The 20738-nt window shown below is 71.5% G+C and carries 23 protein-coding genes and 1 tRNA gene; 14 read left to right on the top strand and 10 right to left on the bottom strand.

Features of this window, described 5'->3' with window-relative positions; translation table 11 throughout:
• Nucleotides 1-8 precede the first annotated feature (8 nt).
• Both KVA01_RS01050 and KVA01_RS01045 read left to right on the top strand, forming a co-directional pair.
• Nucleotides 9-1124, top strand: coding sequence for a UDP-N-acetylmuramate dehydrogenase (locus KVA01_RS01050; RefSeq protein WP_068468154.1), 1116 nt, complete (start codon nt 9-11; stop codon nt 1122-1124).
• A 16-nt stretch (nt 1125-1140) separates the two neighbouring features.
• Nucleotides 1141-1545, top strand: coding sequence for a PGPGW domain-containing protein (locus KVA01_RS01045; RefSeq protein ID WP_068468088.1), 405 nt, complete (start codon nt 1141-1143; stop codon nt 1543-1545).
• A 135-nt stretch (nt 1546-1680) separates the two neighbouring features.
• On the opposite strand, the gene asd is transcribed toward KVA01_RS01045, so the two are convergent.
• The 7 genes from asd to KVA01_RS01010 form a co-directional block, all read right to left on the bottom strand.
• Nucleotides 1681-2817, bottom strand: a complete 1137-nt coding sequence (gene asd / locus KVA01_RS01040) for an aspartate-semialdehyde dehydrogenase (protein WP_141268566.1) — start codon at nt 2815-2817, stop codon at nt 1681-1683.
• Nucleotides 2818-2932: 115 nt separating this feature from the next.
• Nucleotides 2933-3250, bottom strand: coding sequence for a GNAT family N-acetyltransferase (locus tag KVA01_RS01035; RefSeq protein ID WP_068468084.1), 318 nt, complete (start codon nt 3248-3250; stop codon nt 2933-2935).
• Between the two features lie 114 nt (nt 3251-3364).
• On the bottom strand, nt 3365-3970 hold the full coding sequence (locus tag KVA01_RS01030; protein ID WP_269449169.1) for a dihydrofolate reductase: 606 nt from the start codon (nt 3968-3970) through the stop codon (nt 3365-3367).
• A complete protein-coding gene (locus KVA01_RS01025; protein ID WP_068468082.1) occupies nt 3967-4788 on the bottom strand; it encodes a thymidylate synthase in 822 nt (273 codons plus the stop codon). The genes KVA01_RS01030 and KVA01_RS01025 overlap by 4 nt, the downstream gene beginning before the upstream one ends.
• 55 nt (nt 4789-4843) lie before the next feature.
• Complete coding sequence (locus KVA01_RS01020; RefSeq protein WP_068468080.1) at nt 4844-5794, bottom strand: NUDIX hydrolase; 951 nt, start codon at nt 5792-5794, stop codon at nt 4844-4846.
• 79 nt (nt 5795-5873) lie between these two features.
• Nucleotides 5874-6785 carry a mycothiol synthase gene (gene mshD, locus KVA01_RS01015; RefSeq protein ID WP_141268564.1) on the bottom strand — a complete coding sequence of 304 codons (912 nt, stop codon included), beginning with the start codon at nt 6783-6785 and terminating at the stop codon, nt 5874-5876.
• 31 nt (nt 6786-6816) lie between these two features.
• Nucleotides 6817-7506: a response regulator transcription factor gene (locus KVA01_RS01010; RefSeq protein WP_068468076.1), complete on the bottom strand. Its 690-nt coding sequence runs from the start codon at nt 7504-7506 to the stop codon at nt 6817-6819.
• A 151-nt stretch (nt 7507-7657) separates the two neighbouring features.
• Between KVA01_RS01010 and KVA01_RS01005 the strand changes: the two genes are divergently transcribed.
• The 3 genes from KVA01_RS01005 (at nt 7658) to ygfZ (ending at nt 10225) form a co-directional block, all read left to right on the top strand.
• Nucleotides 7658-8266, top strand: a complete 609-nt coding sequence (locus KVA01_RS01005) for a hypothetical protein (protein ID WP_068468073.1) — start codon at nt 7658-7660, stop codon at nt 8264-8266.
• 115 nt (nt 8267-8381) lie between these two features.
• A complete protein-coding gene (locus tag KVA01_RS01000; RefSeq protein WP_141268562.1) occupies nt 8382-8999 on the top strand; it encodes a nitrobindin family protein in 618 nt (205 codons plus the stop codon).
• Nucleotides 8996-10225, top strand: a complete 1230-nt coding sequence (gene ygfZ, locus KVA01_RS00995) for a CAF17-like 4Fe-4S cluster assembly/insertion protein YgfZ (protein ID WP_068468070.1) — start codon at nt 8996-8998, stop codon at nt 10223-10225. The genes KVA01_RS01000 and ygfZ overlap by 4 nt, the downstream gene beginning before the upstream one ends.
• 87 nt (nt 10226-10312) lie before the next feature.
• Here the strand turns inward: ygfZ and KVA01_RS00990 are convergent, their stop codons facing one another.
• Complete coding sequence (locus KVA01_RS00990) at nt 10313-11344, bottom strand: 6-phosphofructokinase (protein WP_068468067.1); 1032 nt, start codon at nt 11342-11344, stop codon at nt 10313-10315.
• Nucleotides 11345-11641: 297 nt separating this feature from the next.
• Here KVA01_RS00990 and ppk2 point away from each other — a divergent pair, with 297 nt between their 5' ends.
• The 3 genes from ppk2 (at nt 11642) to KVA01_RS00975 (ending at nt 14748) form a co-directional block, all read left to right on the top strand.
• Nucleotides 11642-12553: a polyphosphate kinase 2 gene (ppk2, locus tag KVA01_RS00985; protein ID WP_174805689.1), complete on the top strand. Its 912-nt coding sequence runs from the start codon at nt 11642-11644 to the stop codon at nt 12551-12553.
• Nucleotides 12554-12599: 46 nt separating this feature from the next.
• Entirely contained in the window at nt 12600-13235 is a 636-nt protein-coding gene (locus KVA01_RS00980; protein WP_082810256.1) for a hypothetical protein, read from the top strand.
• A 73-nt stretch (nt 13236-13308) separates the two neighbouring features.
• On the top strand, nt 13309-14748 hold the full coding sequence (locus tag KVA01_RS00975) for a PepSY-associated TM helix domain-containing protein (protein WP_141268560.1): 1440 nt from the start codon (nt 13309-13311) through the stop codon (nt 14746-14748).
• Between the two features lie 96 nt (nt 14749-14844).
• On the opposite strand, the gene KVA01_RS00970 is transcribed toward KVA01_RS00975, so the two are convergent.
• Complete coding sequence (locus tag KVA01_RS00970; protein WP_068468062.1) at nt 14845-15213, bottom strand: hypothetical protein; 369 nt, start codon at nt 15211-15213, stop codon at nt 14845-14847.
• Between the two features lies 1 nt (nt 15214).
• Nucleotides 15215-16426, bottom strand: a complete 1212-nt coding sequence (locus KVA01_RS00965; RefSeq protein WP_141268558.1) for a pyridoxal phosphate-dependent aminotransferase — start codon at nt 16424-16426, stop codon at nt 15215-15217.
• A gap of 242 nt (nt 16427-16668) precedes the next feature.
• Between KVA01_RS00965 and KVA01_RS00960 the strand changes: the two genes are divergently transcribed.
• The 6 genes from KVA01_RS00960 to KVA01_RS00935 all read left to right on the top strand — a co-directional run bounded on the left by KVA01_RS00960 (nt 16669) and on the right by KVA01_RS00935 (nt 20735).
• A tRNA-Trp gene (locus KVA01_RS00960) sits at nt 16669-16741 on the top strand.
• A 64-nt stretch (nt 16742-16805) separates the two neighbouring features.
• Nucleotides 16806-17072, top strand: a complete 267-nt coding sequence (gene secE, locus KVA01_RS00955; protein ID WP_068468058.1) for a preprotein translocase subunit SecE — start codon at nt 16806-16808, stop codon at nt 17070-17072.
• Nucleotides 17073-17118: 46 nt separating this feature from the next.
• Complete coding sequence (nusG, locus tag KVA01_RS00950; protein WP_068468056.1) at nt 17119-18015, top strand: transcription termination/antitermination protein NusG; 897 nt, start codon at nt 17119-17121, stop codon at nt 18013-18015.
• 134 nt (nt 18016-18149) lie between these two features.
• A complete protein-coding gene (gene rplK / locus KVA01_RS00945; protein WP_068468054.1) occupies nt 18150-18581 on the top strand; it encodes a 50S ribosomal protein L11 in 432 nt (143 codons plus the stop codon).
• Nucleotides 18582-18667: 86 nt separating this feature from the next.
• Nucleotides 18668-19378 carry a 50S ribosomal protein L1 gene (gene rplA / locus KVA01_RS00940; RefSeq protein WP_068468052.1) on the top strand — a complete coding sequence of 237 codons (711 nt, stop codon included), beginning with the start codon at nt 18668-18670 and terminating at the stop codon, nt 19376-19378.
• 199 nt (nt 19379-19577) lie between these two features.
• The gene (locus tag KVA01_RS00935) at nt 19578-20735 is read left to right on the top strand and encodes a GNAT family N-acetyltransferase (protein WP_141268556.1); all 1158 of its coding nucleotides are present in this window, start codon (nt 19578-19580) and stop codon (nt 20733-20735) included.
• Nucleotides 20736-20738: the final 3 nt, after the last annotated feature.

The raw sequence follows: 20738 nt of genomic DNA, 5'->3' as shown, positions 1-20738 counted from the left end.
TGGCGCTCATGAATGCCCTGCGCCTGTCCGAGCTCACGACCACCGCCGTGGGGGGCCCCGCCGCGAAGGTCGTGCGGGCCGAGACTGAGGAGGAGCTGCTGGCCGCGGTCACCGCCGCGGACGACGCCGGCGAGCACGTGCTGCTCGTGGGTGGCGGTTCCAACATCCTCGCCTCGGACGCACCCTACGAGGGAACGGTCGTGCACGTGGCCTCGCGCGGCGTCGTCGTCGCGGAGGCCGAGGACGGCGCGGTGCTCGTGGAGGTGGCCGCGGGCCATCCGTGGGACGACGCCGTGCGCGAGACCGTGGCGCGGGGGCTGGCCGGGCTGGAGACCCTCGCGGGGATCCCGGGCACCGCCGGGGCCACGCCCGTGCAGAACGTGGGCGCCTACGGGGCCGAGGTCTCCCAGACGATCGAGAGCGTGCGCACGTGGGACCGCACCGAGCGGCGCGAGTGCACCTTCACCGCGGGGGAGCTCGCATTCTCCTACCGGGACTCCGCCCTGAAGCGAAGCATGACCGCGGGCTCCCCACGCCACGTCGTGCTGGCGGTGACCTTCCGGCTGCTGCGGCAGGAGGAGTCCCTGCCGGTGCGCTACGCACAGCTCGCCACCGCGCTCGGCGTGGAGGTGGGAGAGACCGCCCCCGCCGCGCTCGTGCGGGAGACCGTGCTGCGGCTGCGTGCGAGCAAGGGCATGGTCCTGGACCCCGCGGACCGGGACACCTGCAGCACTGGCTCGTTCTTCACGAACCCCGTGGTCTCCCACGAGGAGCTGACCGACCGCATCCCCGCGGACGCCCCGCGCTACCCGGTGCTCGACGCGCGGGGCCACGAGCTGCCGGGTGCCGTGAAGTTCTCCGCCGCCTGGCTGATCGACCACGCCGGGTTCGGCAAGGGCTTCGGCCTGCCCGGTACGCGCAACGAGCTCCTGGACCTGGACGGTGAGTCCGTGGCCGGGGGCCGGGCGTCCCTGTCCACGAAGCACACGCTCGCCATGACCAACAGGGGCGGGGCCTCCGGCGAGGACGTCGCCGCGGTGGCCCGCACCGTGCAGCGCGGCGTGGCCGAGGTCTCCGGGGTCGTGCTCGTGCCGGAACCCGTGCTCGTGGGACTGTCCCTGTGAGCCGCGCGGGACACGCATGAGCTCCGAGCTGCACGAGGAGATCGAGCGCGGCGAGCAGGGTGGCAGGGTGCACCAGGCCGTGCTGCGGCTGCGGGCGCTGTCCGAGCGACACCCCGTGCTGCGGATCCTGCACAAGGGCACGGTGATCGTGCTCGGGGGATTCTTCGTCCTCGCCGGGATCGTGATGCTCGTGACCCCCGGCCCGGGCTGGCTGTCCATCTTCCTGGGGCTCGGGATCTGGAGCACCGAGTTCGAGTGGGCGCACCGGCTCACCCAGCGCCTCAAACGGCTCGCGCTGCGCGTGTGGCGCTGGTGGTCGAACCTCGTGGCCGAGCGCCGCTACCGCAGGGCCAGTGAGCGCCCGTGCCGGCAGACGCAGGGGCCCCGGCACCTGCGTGCCGAGGCCCCCGAGGTCTCCTAGCCGCCCGGCCGGTACCGGGCGGCGTCGTGCGCTCCCGACGGGCCGTGAGGCAGGGCCTGCGGTGCTGCCGAGCGGCCCGTGGCTCAGAGCCGGACGACGACGCCTGCGGCCCGCCTCCTCAGGCCACGTCCGCGGTCACAACGTGCCGGTGGCAATCTTCAGCATGCGCCGCACCGGCTCCGCGGCACCCCACAGCAGCTGGTCTCCCACGGTGAACGCGGAGATGTACTGCGGGCCCATGCTCATGGGCCGGATGCGGCCCACGGGGATCTGCAGGGAACCGGAGGCGGCCACGGGCGTCAGCTCCCGCACGGAGTCCTCCTTGGTGTTGGGCACCACGGTGGCCCACTCGTTGTCCGCGTCGAGGATCCGCTCGATCTCCGCCACGGGAATCTCGTCCCGCAGCTTGAGGGTGAGGGCCTGGGAGTGGGAGCGCATGGCGGCGATCCGCACGCACAGTCCGTCCACGGGCACGGGGCTGTCCCCACCGCGGCCCAGGATCTTGTTGGTCTCGGCCTGCGCCTTCCACTCCTCGCGGGACTGCCCGTTGCCCAGGTCCGCGTCGATCCAGGGGATGAGCGATCCGGAGAGCGGCACCCCGAACTGGGTGGTGTCCAGCTCACCGCTGCGCTGCTTCGCGAGCACCGCGCGGTCGATCTCCAGGATCGCCGACGCCGGGTCCGCGAGCTCGTCCGCGACCGCGCCGTACAGGTCCCCGAACTGGGTGAGCACCTCGCGCATGTGGCGCGCACCGCCGCCGGAGGCCGCCTGGTAGGTCATGGACGTGGCCCACTCCACGAGGTCGTTGCGGAACAGCCCGCCCAGGCCCATGAGCATGCACGAGACCGTGCAGTTGCCGCCCACGAAGTCCTTGACGCCGCGTTCCAGGGCGGAGTCGATGACGTCCCGGTTGACGGGGTCGAGCACGATGACGGCGTTGTCGTTCATGCGCAGCGTGGAGGCGGCGTCGATCCACAGGCCGTCCCAGCCGCGGGCGCGCAGGTCTCCGTGCACGGCCTTGGTGTAGTCGCCACCCTGGGTGGTCACGATCACGGGCAGCCGGGATAGGGCGTCGAGGTCGTACGCGTCTTGCAGCGTGCCGGTGTCCCCGGCGCCCTCGATCTCGGGTGCGGCACCGCCGACGTTGGACGTGGAGAAGAAGACGGGGTCCAGCCCCGCGAAGTCGCCCTCCGCGCGCAGCCGGTCCATGAGCACCGAGCCCACCATGCCGCGCCACCCGATGAAACCTACAGCCGTGGGTTGTGAAGTCATGCCCCGAGTCTACCGGCGGGGGCCGTCTCAGCCGCGTGCGCCGGGGAGGAGACGCCCCCTTCGCCGCCGCGGGGGTCGCGAAGGTGTCTCAGCCGCGCGCCCCGGGGGCGGAGGGCTACGCCAGCAGGTCCCGGTAGGCGGGGAAGCGGTCCATGTAGTTCCGGATGTAGCTGCACGTGGGGTGGACCTTGACGCCCTGCTCGCGGTACTCGTCCAGCACGCGGGTCACGAGCGTGCGCGCGTAGCCGCGGCGCGCGAACTTCTCGGAGATGATCGTGTGCTGCAGGTCCACGGTGCCGTCCGGAAGCCGTTCCACGCCCAGGAAGCCGATGTACTGGTCCCCGTCCCAGAGTTCGTAGCGGGAGGCGTCGTGGTTGGGGACCACGCGCAGGGTGGAGCTCTCGTGGAGCTGCGGGGTGTTCTCGCTCGTCACGGTGGGGACCTCCGGATCCTCGGGTGCGTGGCCGCACGTGTGTGGTGGATCACGCTAGCCCACGGGGCGCCCCCGCGCACGGGCCGTCACGGCGTGCGCGGGAGGTCTCGGGCGTCAGCGCACGTACTCGTCGATCCTGAAGCGCGTGCCCTTCGCAGAGCGCTCCCAGTCCCGGACCTCGTGGCGGGTCCACGTGCCGTCGAGGGCCGGGGCCCGGGTATCCCCGGCGACGTCCAGGTCCACGGTGGTCACGAGCACGCGCGTCAGCGGCAGCTCGGCGTGCTCGGCGGCCTCGCGCCACACGCCGGGCCCGCCGATCACCCAGACCTCCCGGACGGGTTCCGTGGGCGCGGGGACGACGGAGCCGCCGTCGTTGTCTGCCCCGGTCACGTGCCCGGGATGCGCGGCGAGCTTCACGGCGAGGCGGAGGGCGGCGTCGTAGGAGTCCACGGCCCACACCCGCTCGCCGTCCGCGGGGATGCTCTCCGGGCGGGAGGTGATCACGATGTTCGCCCGTCCGGGCAGCGGGCGGAAGCGCTCGGGGAACGACTCCCACGTGCGCCGACCCATGACCACGGGGTGGCCGATCGTGGTGCGGGCGAAGAACTTCAGGTCCTCGGGCAGGTGCCACGGGATGCCACCGTCCACGCCGATCACCCCGTCCGGGGACTGCGCCCAGATCCCGCCGACCACGGGGGCGGAGGTGCCGCGGGCGCTCACACCGCCACCGGGGCCTTGATGCCGGGGTGGTGCTTGTAGTCGAGCACCTCGAAGTCCTCGTACTCGTAGTCGAAGATCGACTTCGGCCGCCGGGTCAGGCGGAGCCTCGGGTACGGGTACGGCTCGCGGGAGAGCTGCGTGGCCACCTGCTCCATGTGGTTGGTGTAGATGTGGCAGTCGCCGCCGGTCCACACGAACTCACCGGGCACCAGGTCGCACTGCTGCGCGACCATCACGGTGAGCAGGGCGTAGGACGCGATGTTGAACGGCACCCCCAGGAAGAGGTCAGCGGAGCGCTGGTAGAGCTGGCAGCTCAGGGCGTCCGGGCCGTCCTCGCGCGGCTGCACGTAGAACTGGAACAGGGCGTGGCACGGCGGCAGGGCCATGCGGTCCACCTCCGCGGGGTTCCACGCGGTCACCAGGTGACGGCGGGAGTCCGGGTTCGTGCGGATGGACTCCACCACACGCTCGATCTGGTCGATGGTCTCGCCGTGCCCGGCCGGCCAGCTGCGCCACTGCACGCCGTAGACGGGGCCCAGCTCGCCGTCCTCGTCCGCCCACTCGTCCCAGATGCTCACGCCGCGCTCCTGCAGCCAGCGCACGTTGGAGGAGCCGGAGAGGAACCACAGCAGCTCCAGTGCCACGGACTTGAAGTGCACGCGCTTGGTGGTCAGCAGGGGGAAGGACTCGCCCAGCTCGTAGCGGATCTGGCGGCCGAACACGGACAGGGTTCCCGTGCCGGTGCGGTCCGTCTTGGCGGTGCCGTGCTCGAGCACGTCCCGCAGGAGGTCCTCGTAGGGGGTGGGGATGGTGGCCATGGGTTTCCTCTCTCGACGCCGTTCTCGGTGCAGCGCTCGGTGCCGCGGCCCGCGCTCAGTCGTCGAACGGCGAGATGAGCTCGAAGGCCACGGCTTGGGAGCGCTGGCCGGTGCGAGGCATGTGGAGCACGATCATCTGGCCGGGGCTCAGGTATGGGTCCGTGGCCGGGAGGTTCTCCGCGAGCTCCGGGGGCATGTGCCGGGCGAGCACCTTCAGGACGGTGGGCAGCACCGGGCGGTGGGTGCACAGCACCACGGGCCGCTCCGTCTCGAAGAGCTGCTCGGTGACGTTCGCGGCGCGCTTGGGGTGGCGCTTGTGCGTGTCCTCGGTGAGCTGCGGGCGCTCCTTGACCTTCACGTTGTACTTCTTGGCGTAGGGCACCACGGTGGACATGCAGCGCAGCCACGGGGAGGTCACCACGCGCCGGGGCTGCCACGCGGCGAGCAGCCGGGTCACGGCAAGGGCCTGGCGCTTGCCCGTGGCGGCGAGCGGACGGTCGCCCTCCGCGCGCTGCCACGAGGAGCGCGGCTTGGCCTTGGCGTGGCGGATCACGATCACCGGCCGCGTGGCCAGCTCCCCGCGCGAGTGCCGGCGCACGAGCTCCTCCAGCGGGGCGACGTCGTCCTTGTTGGTCAGCATCTTCCGGGCCCTGCTCGGGGTGACCCACTCCATGCGGTCCACCTCGTCGTCCTCCGGGGCGGGCTTCACGAGCGGGGAGACCTCCGCGGCCCAGTAGCGCACGAGCTTGTCGTGGCCGCGCACCTTGTAGACGGTGTCCGCGAGGTGCACGCCCAGCGTGATCCGCAGCCCCGTCTCCTCGCGCAGCTCGCGCACCGCCGTCTCCGGGAGGGTCTCGCCGTCGTCCTGCTTGCCCTTGGGCCAGGACCAGTCGTCGTAGCGCGGACGGTGGATGACGAGCACCTGCAGCTCGTCGTCCACGACCCGCCAGCAGAGGCAGCCCGCCGCGAGGATGCCGTACCTGCCCGGGGTGGAGTTCTTTGCCATGATCCGTTCTCCGTCGTCCGAGGCGCGTGCCCCGCCCGGGTGAGGAGGGCGGGGAGTCCGGTAATGATGCTAGCCGCGCTCAGCTGCGGTACATGACGTCCGTGTGCCAGCGCTCGAAGCCCAGGGACTCGTAGAGCGCCACGGCCGCGGTGTTCTCCGCGTCCACGTAGAGCATGACCTCGCCCAGGCCCTGCTCGGCCAGGTGGTTGATGCCCGCCGCGGTCAGCGCGCGACCCAGGCCCGAGCCCTGCTGCTCCGGTGCCACACCCACGGCGTAGACCTCGCCCATCTCGGGGGTCTCCCCGACGGCCGGGTGCACCTTGGTCCAGTGGAAGCCGAGCACGGTGTCGGGGTCCTCGGAGGACACGGCCAGCAGGAAGCCGGCGGGGTCGAACCACGGGGCGTTCTCGCGCTCCTGCAGGTCCGAGAGGCTCAGCCGCCCCTGCTCCGGGTGCTGCGCGAAGGCCTGCGAGTTGATCCGCAGCCACGCCTGCTCGTCCCGGCCCACCTCGAACGCGCGGATCGTCACGCCGTCCGGCAGGGAGACGTCCAACGGGACGTCCTGCGCGCCCTTCACGGAGCGCTTGTAGCGGTAGAGGTCGCGCACCGGCGTGAGGCTGTAGAGCTCCGCGAGGCGCTGCGCGGCGGGCGTGTTGCCGTGCGCCCACGCCTCCACGGTGCCGTCCACCATGGCGCGCAGCTGCCCGCCGATTGCGGTGGCGACACCCCGGTTGCGGTGCTCGGGGTCCACCACGAGCTCCACGGTGAAGGTGGACGCGGCGTCCGGCTGCGGCACGACGACGGCGGCGCCCACCAGCGATTCGCCGTCCGTGGCGGTCACGGCCGTGACGCCGGCGCGCCCGGAGCGGATGTCCACGACCGTCTGGTCGGAGAACGGCGGCTCTCCGTCCGCCTGCTCGGCGCGCTGGGCGAGGGCGACGAGCGCCTCCGGATCGGGGACGTTCTCGTACGGGGTCACTGTGACGGCCATGGTGCCTCCTCGTTGTGGTGGGTTCGCGCGGTCAGGGGGTCTGGTCCCGGCCCCCGGCGAAGCTGTATCCCACGTTACGCACCGTGGTGATCAGATGCTCGTGGTCGGAGCCCAGTTTGGCTCGCAGCCGACGGATGTGGACGTCCACGGTGCGCGTTCCCCCGTAATAGTCGTAGCCCCAGACCTCCGAGAGCAGCTGCTGGCGCGTGAACACCCGGCCCATGTGCTGGGCGAGGAACTTCAGCAGCTCGAACTCCTTGAACGTGAGGTTCAGGGCGCGCCCGCCGACCTTCACGGTGTAGGTGTCCTCGTCGATCACCACGGAGCCGGCGCGGATCACGCTCTCGTCCTGGGCCGGGGCGCCCGCGCCCTGGGCCGCGCTCGCGAGCCGCAGCCGCGCCTCCACCTCGGCGGGACCGGCGGTGCTGAGCACGACGTCGTCCACGCACCACGACGCCGCCACGGCAGCCATCCCGCCCTCGGTCACCGCGAGCAGCACGGGCAGCGGGCGGTCGAGCGCGGACAGCGCGAGGGCCGCGTTGCGCGCGGCCACGAGGTTCTGGGTCCCGTCCAGCACGACGACGTCCGGGCGGCGGGCTCCCGTGAGGCCGCCGGTGGCCTCGATGGGGTGCACGTCCACGCGGTGGGAGAGCAGCTCCAGCGCCGGAAGAGCGGTCTCCACGGCACCGGCGGAGGTGATCAGAAGCGCGATGTGGGACACGGTGGGATCCGCTCGGACGGGGGAGGAGCCGCCCGGATGGGCTCGGCCGATGACCGCTCCAGTATAGGACCGGGGGTCAGCGTCCCCGGCCGGGACCGTTACGCTGAGGACAGCAACGATCCCTGCCACCGGCTTCCGAAGGACACCGCACATGACGTACGCGCGCATCATCGTCGCCGCGCTGGTGGCACTCGTCCTCGCCCTGACCGCGGCGCTCGTCGGCTCGTGGGCCCCGCTGGTGGTCTCCGTGGGGATGGCCGTGATGATCGGCGTCGGCTGGCCCGCCGCGGCGGGGATCCGGGCGAGACGTCGTCACAACGTGCTGATCGCCGTGGCGGGCACCCTGGCGTGCGTGCTCGTGCAGCTCTACCCGTCCCAGCGGCTCGTGTGGCTGCCCGCCATCATCGGGGTCTCCTTCATGGCCGCGTGCGCCGCGGAGCTCGTGCGCGGGGAGGGCGCCACGTACCGGCTGGAGTCCGCCCTGGCCTCCGTCACGGGGGTGCTCGCCGCCGTGGCCGCCTCCGGGTGGATCGCGTTCTCCGGGGTGGCCCATGAGCAGGACCTCAGCGGGTGGCTCACCGTGGCCGGGGTGGGCGCACCCCTCACGGCGATCCTCGTGGTGGCCGGTGCCCGGGTGATCTCCGCAGCGCCGCCGAACCTGCCGCGGCGGGGCATGATCACGCTCGGCGTGACCCCCGTGGCGCTGCTCGGGATGGTCGCCGTTTTCACCGGTCAGGTGCTCGCCTCCGTGGTAGCGTGAGGCCATGCTTGGACTCGAAATCTTCTACCTCGTCCTCCTCGGTCTCGCGGGACTGGCCATCCTCGGCATCTCCCTCAAGGTCGTGTTCAGCCTCTTCAAGGGGCAGATGTAAGCCGTGCCCATCGAGATCCCCTCGGACCTGACACCCGAGCTCGTCCCCTTCGCGTGGCTTCTGGGCACGTGGGAGGGCAACGGCTTCATGGGCTACGGCGACGCCGAGCAGCGCGCCTTCCGCCAGCGGGTCACGTTCGAGCAGACGGGCCTGCCGTTCCTGGTCTACCGCGCGTGGACCACGCTCCTCGACGACGAGGGCGAGCCGCAGCGCGAGGCCACCTACGAGCAGGGCTTATGGGAACTCGCACGTCCCCGCGAGGACGGTGACATCGGCCCCGGGATGCTTCCCCCGGATCCCGTCCCCGTGGTCGCCTCCGCGGAGGACGTCGAGAAGCTGCGCAACGCGGACGGCGGCTTCGACATCTCCGTCTCCATCACGCAGCCCGGCGGCGTCGCCGAGCTGTACCTGGGGCAGATCAAGGGCCCGCGCGTGGAGCTGACCACGGACGCCGTGATCCGCGCGCAGGGTGCCAAGGAATATGTCTCCGGCACCCGCCTCTACGGCCTGGTCAACAACCACCTGATGTGGGCCTGGGACATGGCCGCGGAGGGCCACGAGCTGGCCACCCACGCCTCGGCCGAGCTCACCAAGATCGACCCCGCCGAATCCCAGCAATGACGGACGCGGCGCCCCTCTACTCCTCCGTGCTCCTGCGGCACCACGGTGCCGTGGCGGGGCACGGACCGGACGCGGGCGTGGCGGCCCACTACGGCGATCCCGTCCACGAGCAGCGTGCCCTGGCGCGCGGCCGGGCGGTCGTGGACGAGTCCCAGCGCGGCGTCGTGACCGTGAGCGGTCCGGACCGCCTGAGCTGGTTGACCACCCTCTCCTCGCAGGTGCTCACGGGACTGAGTCCCGGACAGAGCAGCGAGACCCTCTTCCTGAGCGTGCAGGGGCGCGTGGAGTACGCGCCGCACGTGCTCGACGACGGCGAGACCACGTGGCTGATCGCGGAGGCCGAGGAGGCCCCCGGTCTGGCGGGCTGGCTGGACTCGATGCGCTTCGCCCTGCGCGTGGAGGTCCGCGACGTCAGTGCACAGTGGGCCGTGCTCGCCGCCACGCGTGACCTGGGCCCCATCCTCACCGACGCTCTGAGCGCCGCGGCCGGTGACGAGAACCGCCCCGTGCTCGTGTGGCACGATCCCTGGCCCGAGGTCTCCGCGGGCGGTCACGCCTACGGCGCGCCGGAGGAGCACCCCGGCCGGGAGCGCTCCTGGTACGAGCACCTGGTCCCCGTGGACGCGCTGGAGACCGCGGTCTCCGCGCTGGGGGAGCGCGGCATCTCCCTGGCCGGGTCCTGGGCCGCGGAGGCCCTGCGGATCGAGGCCTGGCGCCCCCGGTGGGGCATGGAGACGGACGAGAAGACCATCCCGCACGAGCTTGACTGGATGCGCACGGCCGTGCACCTGTCCAAGGGCTGCTACAAGGGCCAGGAGACCGTGGCGCGCGTGCACAACCTAGGGCACCCGCCGCGCCGGCTCACGCTGCTGGACCTGGACGGCTCCCAGCACACGCTGCCCGAGGCCGGCGCCACCGTGGAGCTCGGGGGCAAGGTCGTGGGCCGCGTGACCGCCGCCCAGCTGCACCACGAGGCCGGGCCGGTGGCCCTGGCCGTGCTCAAGCGCTCCGTGGACCCTTCCGCCGTGCTCACCGTGCGCGACGTCGTCCGCGCCGGTGAGGAGACCGGCGGGGCCACCGCCCCCGACGACTCCGCCGCGGCAGAGCTCGCCCGCGAGGAGTGGGCGGCCTCCCAGACGGTGGTCGTCCCGCCGGACGCCGGCTCCGTGGTGGGCCGCGCGCAGGGCCTCATGCGGGGTCCGCGCGGCGGCGGAATGCGCCTCTGACCCAGCGCCGCGGCGTCGTCCCCGGAATGCACCGCGGACCGGCCCTCCCGCGGGAGAACCGGTCCGCGCGCGGGCCGTGGCCGGGTGTCAGCGGCCGAAGAGGACCTTGGCCTCGTCGTAGCGGTCCTGCGGGACGGCCTTGAGGCCGTCCAGGGCCTCCGAGAAGTCCACGCGCACCAGGTCCGTGCCGCGCAGGGCGCACATCTTGCCCCACTGCCGGTCGTTCGCCATGTTGACGGCCCCGATGCCGAGGCGCGTGGCCAGCACACGGTCGAAGCCCGTGGGGGCGCCGCCGCGCTGGATGTGGCCGAGGATCGTGTTGCGGGTCTCGATGCCCGTGAGGTGCTCGATCTCCTGGGTCACGAACTCGCCGATGCCGCCCAGGCGGGGGCGTCCGGAGGCCTCGGTGCCCTTGCCCGCGATGGCCGCCTTGCGGTCGTCCGGGATGAAGCCCTCGGCCACGACCACCAGGGGCGAGCGGCCGCGGTCGTGCACCTCGTTGACCCACTCGGTCACCTGGTCCATATGGACCCGGAACTCGGGGATCAGGATCGCGTGGGCGCCGGCGGCCATGCCGGAGTGCAGCGCGATCCAGCCCACGTGGCGGCCCATGACCTCCGCGACCATGCAGCGGTGGTGGGACTCGCCGGTGGTGCGCAGCCGGTCCATGGCGTCCGTGGCGATGGACACGGCGGTGTCGAAGCCGAACGTGTAGTCCGTGGCCTGGAGGTCGTTGTCGATGGTTTTCGGCACGCCCACGACGGGCAGACCGGCGTCCGCGAGCCGCTTGGCCCCGGCCAGGGTGCCCTCGCCGCCGATGGCGACCACGGCGTCGATGTGGTGCTTCTCGAGCACCTTCGCGATGTTCTCGGGGCCGCCGTTGGGCCCGTCGAAGGGGTTGGTGCGGGAGGTGCCCAGGATCGTGCCGCCCTGGCGCGCGAGACCGCGCACGCTCTGGCGGGGCAGCTCCATGATGTCGCCCTCCACCACACCGCGCCAGCCGTCACGGAAGCCGACGAACTCGTGGCCGAAGGACTTGATGCCGTGCAGCACCGCGCCGCGGATCACCGCGTTGAGTCCGGGGCAGTCCCCGCCGCTGGTCATAAGCCCGATTCGCATGTCTACTCAGTGCTCCTGTGTCTTTGCGGGTGGTACCTGGCCCTTCCCATCCTAGTGACGCCGGGGTCCCCGGGGCGGTTGCCGGGGGGTGTTCGGAGGGTGTTTCCGGTGGCATTTCTCCACCGGGCCGCACCGAGCTGCACCGGGCGGCCCGGGACAGCACACCCGTGCACCGGACCGGGGCGGGGGAGACTCGCGGCTGTCACACGGTCCGGCTTCCGCGCGCGCGGGCAACTAGGATCGAGACCGAGAACGGTGGACGACGTGTCCGCCACCCCAGGTCACGAGGAGGACGCCATGGTCGCCCAGCAGGAACCGGCGCGGGAGAACCTGCGCGAGTTCATCGACAAGCTCGTGGACCAGGGATACACCGTGCGGGACGGGCAGTCCCCGGACCCGGACCTCATCGACCCGGGGGGAAGCGCCGTCGAGACGTGGCGCGAGGGCTACCCCTACGACGAGCGGATGTCCCGCGAGGACTACGAGCTCGAGAAGTACCAGCTGCAGATCGAGCTGCTGAAGTTCCAGTACTGGGGCCAGGACAACGACCTCAAGCACGTGATCGTCTTCGAGGGCCGTGACGCCGCGGGCAAGGGCGGCACCATCAAGCGCTTCACGGAGCACCTGAACCCCCGTGCCGCGCGCGTGGTCGCCCTGAACAAGCCCTCGGACCGCGAGCAGGGCCAGTGGTACTTCCAGCGCTACATCCAGCACCTGCCCACCAACGGGGAGATCGTGCTCTTCGACCGCTCCTGGTACAACCGCGGCAACGTGGAGCGCGTCATGGGCTTCTGCACGGACGAGCAGTACGAGAACTTCATGCTGCAGGCGCCCCTGTTCGAGAAGATGCTCGTGGATGCCGGGATCCACCTGACCAAGTTCTGGTTCTCGGTGACGCAGCACGAGCAGCGCACGCGCTTCGCGATCCGCCAGATCGACCCCGTGCGGCGCTGGAAGCTCTCGCCCATGGACCTGGCCTCCCTGGACCGCTGGGAGGACTACACCGTGGCCAAGGAGGAGACCTTCCGCCGCACGGACACGGAGCACGCCCCGTGGATCACCATCAAGTCCAACGACAAGAAGCGGGCGCGCCTGAACGCCATGCGCTTCTTCCTCAACCAGTTCGACTACGAGGACAAGGACACCTCGGTGGTCTACCCGCCGGACCCCCTGATCGTGCGCCGCGGCCGCGACGCCGTGGACGACTGAGCCCGCCCTCCGGGACCTGCACCCGCATCCACCCGAGGTCTCCCGCATGCACCTGAGCGCGCCCGTGAGCCGCCCGGCCCGGTTCTTCCGGGGCTGGGCGGCCGCTGCCGTCTGCATCCTGTGCGCGGCGACCTCCCACTACTCGGTGCACCCGGACCCGCCCAGCCCCCTGCTGCTCGCCGTCGCGTTCGCGCTCGCGGGCGTGGTGTGCGTGGCGCTCGCCGGACGGCGCATGGGTGCGCTGCGCACGGGCTGCGCCGTGCTGGCGAGCCAGCTGCCGTTCCACCTGGTCTTCTCGGGCGGCGCCGCTGCTGCCGGTGGCGGGTACGACGCCGCGGACCCGGCTCACGCGCACCACGGCCACGCGGAGCTGGTCCAGGCCGTGGCGGCGCCCGGGGATGCCGTGGCAGGCCACGCCGCCATGCCGCAGGGGGCCATGCTCTGGGCGCACCTCGTTGCGGCCGCGGTGACCTTCGTGCTGCTGCGGCACGCGGAGGACGGCTGGTGGCGCCTCGCGGAGGCCACCTCGCGGCTGCTCTTCACCGCCGTTCTCCTGCTGCGCGCGGCCCTGGTGCCGTGCCGCGCCCCGCGCCCGGTGCCCCTGGCATACCTGCTGCCGCCGCGCACGTGGTCACCCGTGCGCGTCATCTCACGACGCGGACCGCCCCTCCTCTCGATCTGAGCGGTTCCTTCCCGACCACCCCGGCCCATCCGGGGCGCCGTCGGTCTGTCATCTGATCGAGAGGTACTTCACCATGCCCACAGCACTGGACGCATCGTCGTCCGAGCGCGCCCGCACGGGTGCGCGCCCGTCCCCCTGGCTGCTGCCGCTGCTGCGCCGGCTGCACTTCTACGTCGCCCTGTTCGTGGGGCCCTTCCTGGTGGTCGCCGCGGTCACCGGCGCCCTGTACGTCTTCACCCCGCAGCTCGAGCGGGTGGTGCACGCGCAGGCCCTGACGGACACCGTGTCCGCCCAGCCCCTGAGCCTGGACCGGCAGGTCGAGGTGGCCCGCGGCGTCGTCGGCACGTCCGAGGCCCCCGTGACCGTGCGCCCGGCCCCGGAGGGCGGGACCACGCGCGTGATGTTCGCGGACCCCGCCCTGGGCCCGGGGGAGTCCCGCGCCGTCTTCGTGGACCCCGGCACGGGCCGCGTGACGGGGGACATGACCGTCTACGGGGCGAGCGGTGCGCTGCCGCTGCGCACGACCGTGGACCGGCTGCACCGCGACCTGCTGCTGGGGGAGCCCGGGCGGCTCTACAGCGAGCTCGCCGCGTCCTGGCTCTGGGTCCTCGCCCTGATCGGCGTGGTGCTCGTGGTCCTGCACCGACGCCGCGTCGCCCACGGTCGGCGCGCCCGGGTCGCCCTGGTGCCGCGGCCGGGGGAGGCCAACCCGTACCGGCGCACCCGCTCGTGGCACACCGCCACCGGGGTGTGGCTCGCCGTGGGGTTCCTCTTCCTCTCCGCGTCCGGGCTCACGTGGTCCGCCTATGCGGGGCAGAACGTCTCCGAGCTGCGCACCGCGCTGAACTGGACCACGCCGAAGGTCTCCACGGACCTCGGCGCAGGCTCGGGCTCCATGTCCGCCGACGAGCACGCGGAGCACCACCACGGCCACCACATGGCCGTGTCCGGCCCGGGCTCCTACGACGCCGTGCTCGCCACGGCCAGGGACGCGGGCCTGGACGCGGGCACCATCGAGATCAAGCCCGCCGCCGCCCCGGGCAGTGCCTGGACCGTGGCGGAGAACGAGCGGAGGTGGCCCGTCCAGCTCGACAGCGTGGCGGTGGACCCGCAGCACCTCACGGTGACGGACCAGCTACGCTTCTCCGACTGGTCGCTGCCCGCCCGGCTGTCCTCGTGGGCCATCGCCGCGCACATGGGCCTGCTCTTCGGGCTCGCCAACCAGCTCGTGCTGCTGGTCCTCGCCGCGGCGATCGTGGTCCTCGTGGTGAGCGGCTACGCCATGTGGTGGCGCCGCCGGCCCACGCGCGCCACGGGGGTGCACTTCGGTCCGCTCCCGCCACGCGGTGCCCTGCGCGCAGTGCCGGTGTGGGTGTGGCCGCTCCTGGTGCTCGGGACCGTCGCGGTCGGGCTGTTCATGCCGGTGCTCGGGGTCTCGCTGCTGGGCTTCCTCGTGGTGGACCTGCTGCTGGGGATCCGGGCACGACGCCGCGGCATCACCCCTCACTCCTGAGGCAGCCGTCCACGCACAACGGCCGGTCCCCTCGCTCGAGGGGACCGGCCGTTGTGCGTGCCGCGAGCGGAGGGCGACCTTCCGCGCAGCGGCGGGCTATGCGGCGTCGGCGCCGAAGTTGTGCCGGTCCACGAGCGCCCACGAGGCCGCGGCGTTGACCGCGGTCACGGCGAGCACGGACGGCCAGGGGCCCATCTTCTTGGCCAGCGGGTGCGAGAGTCCGAAACCCGCGACGTACAGGGTCGAGAGTCCCGCGGTGGTCGCGGGTCCGGCGGAGGCGAGCCAGGTCCGGCCCGCGGCCACGCCGCACGCGAGCAGTGCCACGCCGCCCAGAGCGCGGACCTTGGTCAGCCGCGCCACGCCGTAGCCGCCGACCAGCCCGGCGCTCACGAGAGCGGCGCTGGGCACGGCCACGGGCGAGGGCAGCTGGGCGTCGAGGTCCTTCAGGGTGTTGGTGATGCTCATGTCAGTTCTTTCCTCCCAGGAACTTCTGCAGTCGGGCGAGGCCCTCGGCGAGGTCGTCGTCGCCCAGGGCGTAGGAGAGTCGGAGGTAGCCCGAGGGCCCGAAGGCCTCCCCGGGAACCACGGCCACTTCCGCCTTCTCGAGGATCAGCTCCGCGAGCTCGGCGGAGGTCTCGGGCCGGACGCCGTCGAACTCGCGTCCGAGCAGCCCGGTGACGTCCGGGTACGCGTAGAACGCGCCGGTGGGCACGGGGCAGTTCACGCCGTCGATGGCGTTGAGCCCCTCCACGATGGTGCGGCGGCGCCGGTCGAAGGCCTCCCGCATGGCGTCCACCTGGTCCAGCGGGCCCTCCAGGGCGGCCAGTGCGGCGGCCTGCGCCACGTTGTTCACGTTGGAGGACAGGTGGGACTGCAGGTTGGTCGCGGCCTTCACCACGTCCTGCGGGCCCACGAGCCAGCCCACGCGCCAGCCGGTCATGGCGTAGGTCTTGGCCACGCCGTTGACCAGGATCAGGTTCTCGTGCAGCTCGGGCACCGCCTGGGCCATGGAGACGAACTCCACGCCGTCGTAGGTGAGGTGCTGGTAGATCTCGTCGCTGATGACGAAGATCCCCTTGGCGGCGGCCCACTCGCCGATGGCCCGGGTCTCCTCCGCGGTGTACACGGCACCGGTGGGGTTGGACGGCGAGCAGAACAGCAGGGCCCTGGTGCGCGGCGTCCACGCCGCCTCGAGCTTCTCGGGGGTGACCTTGTAGTCGTCCTCCGCGCCGGCGAAGACCTCCACGGGGTTGCCGCCGGCGAGCCGGATGGCCTCGGGGTAGGTGGTCCAGTAGGGAGCCGGGAGCAGGACGTCGTCGCCGTCGTCGACGACGGTCTGGAACGCCTGGTACACGGCCTGCTTGCCGCCGTTGGTCACCAGCACCTGCGAGTCCGCGACCTCCCAGCCGCTGTCCCGTGCAGTGGCGCGCGCGATCGCCGCGCGCAGCTTCGGCTGACCGGCGGCGGGGGAGTAGCGGAAGTTCGCGGGGTTCTCGAGGGCCTCGGCCGCCGCGGCCACGATGTAGTCCGGGGTCGGGAAGTCCGGCTCGCCGGCCCCGAAGCCGATCACGGGACGTCCCTGGGCCTTCAGCGCCTTGGCCTTGGCGTCCACGGCGAGGGTCGCGGACTCCGCGATCGCCCCGATGCGGCGTGAGATCCGCTGCTGCGATGGTGACATGGTGATGAACTCTCCTGGTTCGCTGGATGCCGGAGCGCCGTCCGGGGCCCGGACGCTGCTTCCACTGTAGGTCGCCCACCACACGCTTTGCACGGATCGTGGCGTACGCGTACGCTGTCTTGGTGGTGCCGCCACCCGAGCGGTCGTTCCTGCGCGGCGAGAGTCGCAGGGGGAGCGGTCCCCGGTGATAGGCTCAGGCACCGTGCTCGAGATCCGCGGCCCGGCCGCGGTGCGGGCAGTGAAGGGCAGTGGCGCAATTGGTAGCGCAGCGGTCTCCAAAACCGCAGGTTGCAGGTTCGAGTCCTGTCTGCCCTGCTTCACGACCTCAACACGGCACGAAGACCACCGCCGAGAAGTTGCTTCACGCAGGGGAGAGCCGATGTCGCACACCGTCACAGGACAGACCCCTGGCCAGCCCACGGAGTCGGACCGCAAGCTCGGATTCTTCGGCCGGATCTGGCTGTTCTTCCGCCAGGTCGTCGGGGAGCTCAAGAAGGTCGTCACGCCCACCCGGCGTGAACTGGTCAACTACGTCCTGGTCGTGCTGGTGTTCGTGGCGTTCATGATGGTGCTGATCTCCCTGCTGGACCTGGGCTTCGGCCAGGTGGCCGTCTGGCTCTTCGGCAACGGCACCCAGGCCCAGTAGCTCCAACCAGCCCTTCACAGCCGTCCACAGAAAGCAGGAATCCCCCGTGACCGATCACGAGCTCGAGAACGACGACACTCAGCCCGCCCAGGCCGACACCCTGTCGGACCAGGCCGCGCAGGACGAGTCGGCGGAGAGCGTGGCGGAGACTGCCGAGACCGTCGAGGTCGGGGAGCCCGCCTCCGGGGATCAGGGCGTCACCGACGAGCACTCCGTCCAGGAGGCGGATCTCGCGGTCGCCGAGGGCGGCGAGGACGCCACGGCGGTGCCCGCGGTGGAGGTCGAGGTCACCGAGGAGGGCGTCGAGGAGGACGTGGACCCCGTGGCCGAGTTCAAGGCCAAGCTGCGCCGCCAGGAGGGCGACTGGTTCGTCATCCACACCTACGCCGGCTACGAGAACCGCGTGAAGACCAACCTCGAGACCCGCATCCAGTCCCTCAACATGGAAGAGGACATCTTCCAGATCGAGGTGCCCATGGAAGAGGTCGTGGAGATCAAGAACTCGCAGCGCAAGACCGTGCGCCGCGTGCGGATCCCCGGCTACGTGCTCGTGCGCATGAACCTCACGGACGCCTCCTGGGGTGCGGTCCGCCACACTCCGGGCGTCACCGGCTTCGTGGGCCAGGACGCCTACAACCCGGCGCCGCTGCGCCTGGACGAGGTCTTCGACATGCTGGCCCCCACGTTCGAGACCCCGGAGAAGGCCAAGGGCCTCGGCGAGTCCGCCGGCTCCGCGGGCGGCGGGCAGGGTGCTGCCGCGCAGCAGATCACCGTGGACTTCGAGGTCGGCGAGTCCGTGATCGTGAAGGAGGGCCCGTTCGAGACGCTGCCCGCCACGATCTCGGAGATCAAGGTGGAATCCCAGCAGCTCGTGGTGCTGGTCTCCATCTTCGAGCGCGAGACCCCCGTGACCCTCGGCTTCGACCAGGTCACCAAGATCTAGTCGCCCACACACTTCGGAGGCCCCCGGATGAGCTTTGGTCCGGTGCGTTTCCGTCCGGTCGCCGCGCCACGGCGGCCACCCGCCGTCGTGCGCTCCTGTGCGGCGGTACGCACAGCTGGAAGAAGGACCATCTCATGGCTCCCAAGAAGAAGAAGGTCGCAGGCCTGATCAAGCTGCAGATCCAGGCAGGTGCCGCCAACCCGGCTCCTCCCGTGGGTCCCGCGCTCGGTCAGCACGGCGTCAACATCATGGAGTTCTGCAAGGCCTACAACGCGGCCACGGAATCCCAGCGCGGCAACATCGTGCCGGTGGAGATCACCGTCTACGAGGACCGCTCGTTCTCCTTCGTCACCAAGACCCCGCCCGCCGCGCAGCTGATCAAGAAGGCCGCCGGCGTGCCCAAGGGCTCGGGTGTTCCCCACACGAACAAGGTCGGCAAGATCACCATGGACCAGGTCCGTGAGATCGCCGAGACCAAGAAGGAAGACCTCAACGCCAACGACATCGACGCCGCCGCGAAGATCATCGCCGGCACCGCCCGTTCCATGGGCATCGAGGTCAACTGAGTCCTTCCGGACTCACCCGCAAGACGACACACGTGGCAGGGCCGAGCGCGGTCCGCAGACCACAACTGCACAAGGAGAAGAAGCAGATGGCACAGCGCAGCAAGGCATACCGGGCAGCTGCCGAGAAGATCGAGGCGGGCAAGCTCTACTCGCCCCTCGAGGCGGTCGCCCTGGCCAAGGAACTGGCCGAAGGCCGCAAGTCCGACCCCACCGTCGAGGTGGCCATGCGCCTGGGCGTGGATCCCCGCAAGGCGGACCAGATGGTCCGCGGCACGGTGAACCTGCCCAACGGCACCGGCAAGACGGCCCGCGTGGTCGTCTTCGCGACCGGTGACAAGGCCGCCGCGGCCGAGGCCGCCGGTGCGGACTTCGTGGGCTCCGACGACCTCATCGCCAAGGTGCAGGGCGGCTGGACCGACTTCGACGCCGCCGTGGCCACCCCGGACATGATGGGCAAGGTGGGCCGCCTGGGCAAGATCCTGGGTCCCCGCAACCTCATGCCGAACCCGAAGACGGGCACCGTGACCATGGACGTCGCGAAGGCCGTCAACGACATCAAGGGCGGCAAGATCGACTTCCGCGTCGACAAGCACTCCAACCTGCACTTCATCATCGGCAAGGCCTCCTTTTCCACGGAGAAGCTCGCCGAGAACTACGGTGCCGCGCTGGAGGAGGTGCTTCGTCTGAAGCCCTCCGCCTCCAAGGGCCGTTACATCACCAAGGCCACCGTGGCCACCACGTTCGGCCCGGGCGTGCCCGTGGACCCGAACGCCACCGAGGTGACCGCTCAGGCGTGATCATCCGGTGACGGTGCGGGCCCAGGCCCGCATCACCGGTCGTGAGCAGTGGGGTCCGTGCCGTCGCAGGCCGGACCCCACTGTCATGTCCGGGGCCCGGCACCCCCTCGGGCTGACATGATGTACTGGAGGCCGGAGCCCGTGGGGTTCCGTTGCCGCGGTGCCGTTCGGGCCGAGAACGGCAGTGAAGGAGAGCACTGTGACACAGCCGTCACCGATCCGCATCGAGCTGTTGCGCATCCCCGAGGACTTCGACGACGACGCCCGCCGCAGCCTCGGTGAGGTGGCGGACCTCGTCCAGTCCTGCCGGGAGTACGTGTGGGGGACGGGTCTGCTCAGCAACGATGCCCACGACATCTTCCGGGACCTCAAGGACCCCTACGAGCGGGTCAACATCCTCTGCGCCTCCCAGGACGAGCGCCTGGTGGGCCGGGCGGAGGTGCGGATGCCGCTGCTCTCGGACACGGACATGGCGCAGATCGTGGTGCACGTGGACCCGGAGGACACGGCCGAGGGGATCGGCCGGGGTCTGCTGGGCGCGGCCGAGCAGCTCGCGCACGGCGAGTCCCGCCGTTTCATCCGGCTCGTGACCGAGCACCCCGCCTCAGAGGCGCGCGACCCCGAGGGGCCGGGCGACGGCAGTGCGGACGGGAGCACCGAGGGAACCGCGGGGCCCGTCCAGTGGCTCGAGGCCGCGGACGGTTCAGGGCGGCTGCCCGCGAGCCACCGCCAGACGCGCTTCGCCCAGCACGCCGGCTACGAGCTGCGCACCGTGAGCAGCTTCGCGCTGCTGCAGGTCCCGCTCTCGGCGGAGCGGTTGCGGCGCCTGCACGACTCCCTGGCCGCGGCCCCGTTCGCGGACCACTACCGCATGCACACGTGGGTGGGCGAGGCTCCGGAGGAGCTGCTGGAGCCGCTCGCCCAGCTGCACGCCAAGATCCCCACGGACTCGTTCGTGCGCCCGCTCGTGGCGGATCCGGACCCATGGGACGGGCAGCGCGTGCGCCGCACCGAGCAGCTGCGCCAGGAGGACGGTGACCGCTCCCTCATGGCCGTGGTCGAGGACCTCCGCACGGGGGAGCTCGTGGGCATGACCGAGCTGATCCTGGCCCAGCACCGGCCCACGCTGGCCCTGCAGGACGAGACCCTGGTGGTGCGCGAGCACCGCGGGCACCGGCTGGGCATGCGGCTGAAGCTCGCCAACCTCGAGCAGCTCGCCGCGGTGGCCCCGGAGGTCACCACGGTCTACTCGTGGACCCACAGCGGCAACGACCGCATGAACTGGGTCAACGCGCGCCTGGGTTTCCGGGACGCCGGCCAGTCGGCCATCTGGGAGCAGGACTTCAGCGTCGTCTGAGCG

This window comes from Kocuria varians, from assembly GCF_006539885.1.
GTDB classification, from domain to species: Bacteria; Actinomycetota; Actinomycetes; order Actinomycetales; family Micrococcaceae; genus Kocuria; species Kocuria varians.
The sequence above is the reverse complement of the archived record's forward strand: the minus strand, read 5'-3'. Positions and strand labels throughout refer to the sequence as shown.

Excerpts from the sequence above, each read along its gene's own strand:
- KVA01_RS01020 (WP_068468080.1), bottom strand. The coding sequence starts at position 5,794 with ATGGCAAAGAACTCCACCCCGGGCAGGTACGGCATCCTCGCGGCGGGC.
- mshD (WP_141268564.1), bottom strand. The coding sequence starts at position 6,785 with ATGGCCGTCACAGTGACCCCGTACGAGAACGTCCCCGATCCGGAGGCG.
- KVA01_RS00990 (WP_068468067.1), bottom strand. The coding sequence starts at position 11,344 with ATGCGAATCGGGCTTATGACCAGCGGCGGGGACTGCCCCGGACTCAAC.
- rplK (WP_068468054.1), top strand. The coding sequence starts at position 18,150 with ATGGCTCCCAAGAAGAAGAAGGTCGCAGGCCTGATCAAGCTGCAGATC.
- secE (WP_068468058.1), top strand. The coding sequence starts at position 16,806 with ATGTCGCACACCGTCACAGGACAGACCCCTGGCCAGCCCACGGAGTCG.
- KVA01_RS00980 (WP_082810256.1), top strand. The coding sequence starts at position 12,600 with ATGCACCTGAGCGCGCCCGTGAGCCGCCCGGCCCGGTTCTTCCGGGGC.
- KVA01_RS01025 (WP_068468082.1), bottom strand. The coding sequence starts at position 4,788 with ATGGCCACCATCCCCACCCCCTACGAGGACCTCCTGCGGGACGTGCTC.
- KVA01_RS01050 (WP_068468154.1), top strand. The coding sequence starts at position 9 with ATGAATGCCCTGCGCCTGTCCGAGCTCACGACCACCGCCGTGGGGGGC.
- rplA (WP_068468052.1), top strand. The coding sequence starts at position 18,668 with ATGGCACAGCGCAGCAAGGCATACCGGGCAGCTGCCGAGAAGATCGAG.
- KVA01_RS01005 (WP_068468073.1), top strand. The coding sequence starts at position 7,658 with ATGACGTACGCGCGCATCATCGTCGCCGCGCTGGTGGCACTCGTCCTC.
- KVA01_RS01045 (WP_068468088.1), top strand. The coding sequence starts at position 1,141 with ATGAGCTCCGAGCTGCACGAGGAGATCGAGCGCGGCGAGCAGGGTGGC.
- ppk2 (WP_174805689.1), top strand. The coding sequence starts at position 11,642 with ATGGTCGCCCAGCAGGAACCGGCGCGGGAGAACCTGCGCGAGTTCATC.
- asd (WP_141268566.1), bottom strand. The coding sequence starts at position 2,817 with ATGACTTCACAACCCACGGCTGTAGGTTTCATCGGGTGGCGCGGCATG.
- KVA01_RS00975 (WP_141268560.1), top strand. The coding sequence starts at position 13,309 with ATGCCCACAGCACTGGACGCATCGTCGTCCGAGCGCGCCCGCACGGGT.
- KVA01_RS00965 (WP_141268558.1), bottom strand. The coding sequence starts at position 16,426 with ATGTCACCATCGCAGCAGCGGATCTCACGCCGCATCGGGGCGATCGCG.
- KVA01_RS00970 (WP_068468062.1), bottom strand. The coding sequence starts at position 15,213 with ATGAGCATCACCAACACCCTGAAGGACCTCGACGCCCAGCTGCCCTCG.
- ygfZ (WP_068468070.1), top strand. The coding sequence starts at position 8,996 with ATGACGGACGCGGCGCCCCTCTACTCCTCCGTGCTCCTGCGGCACCAC.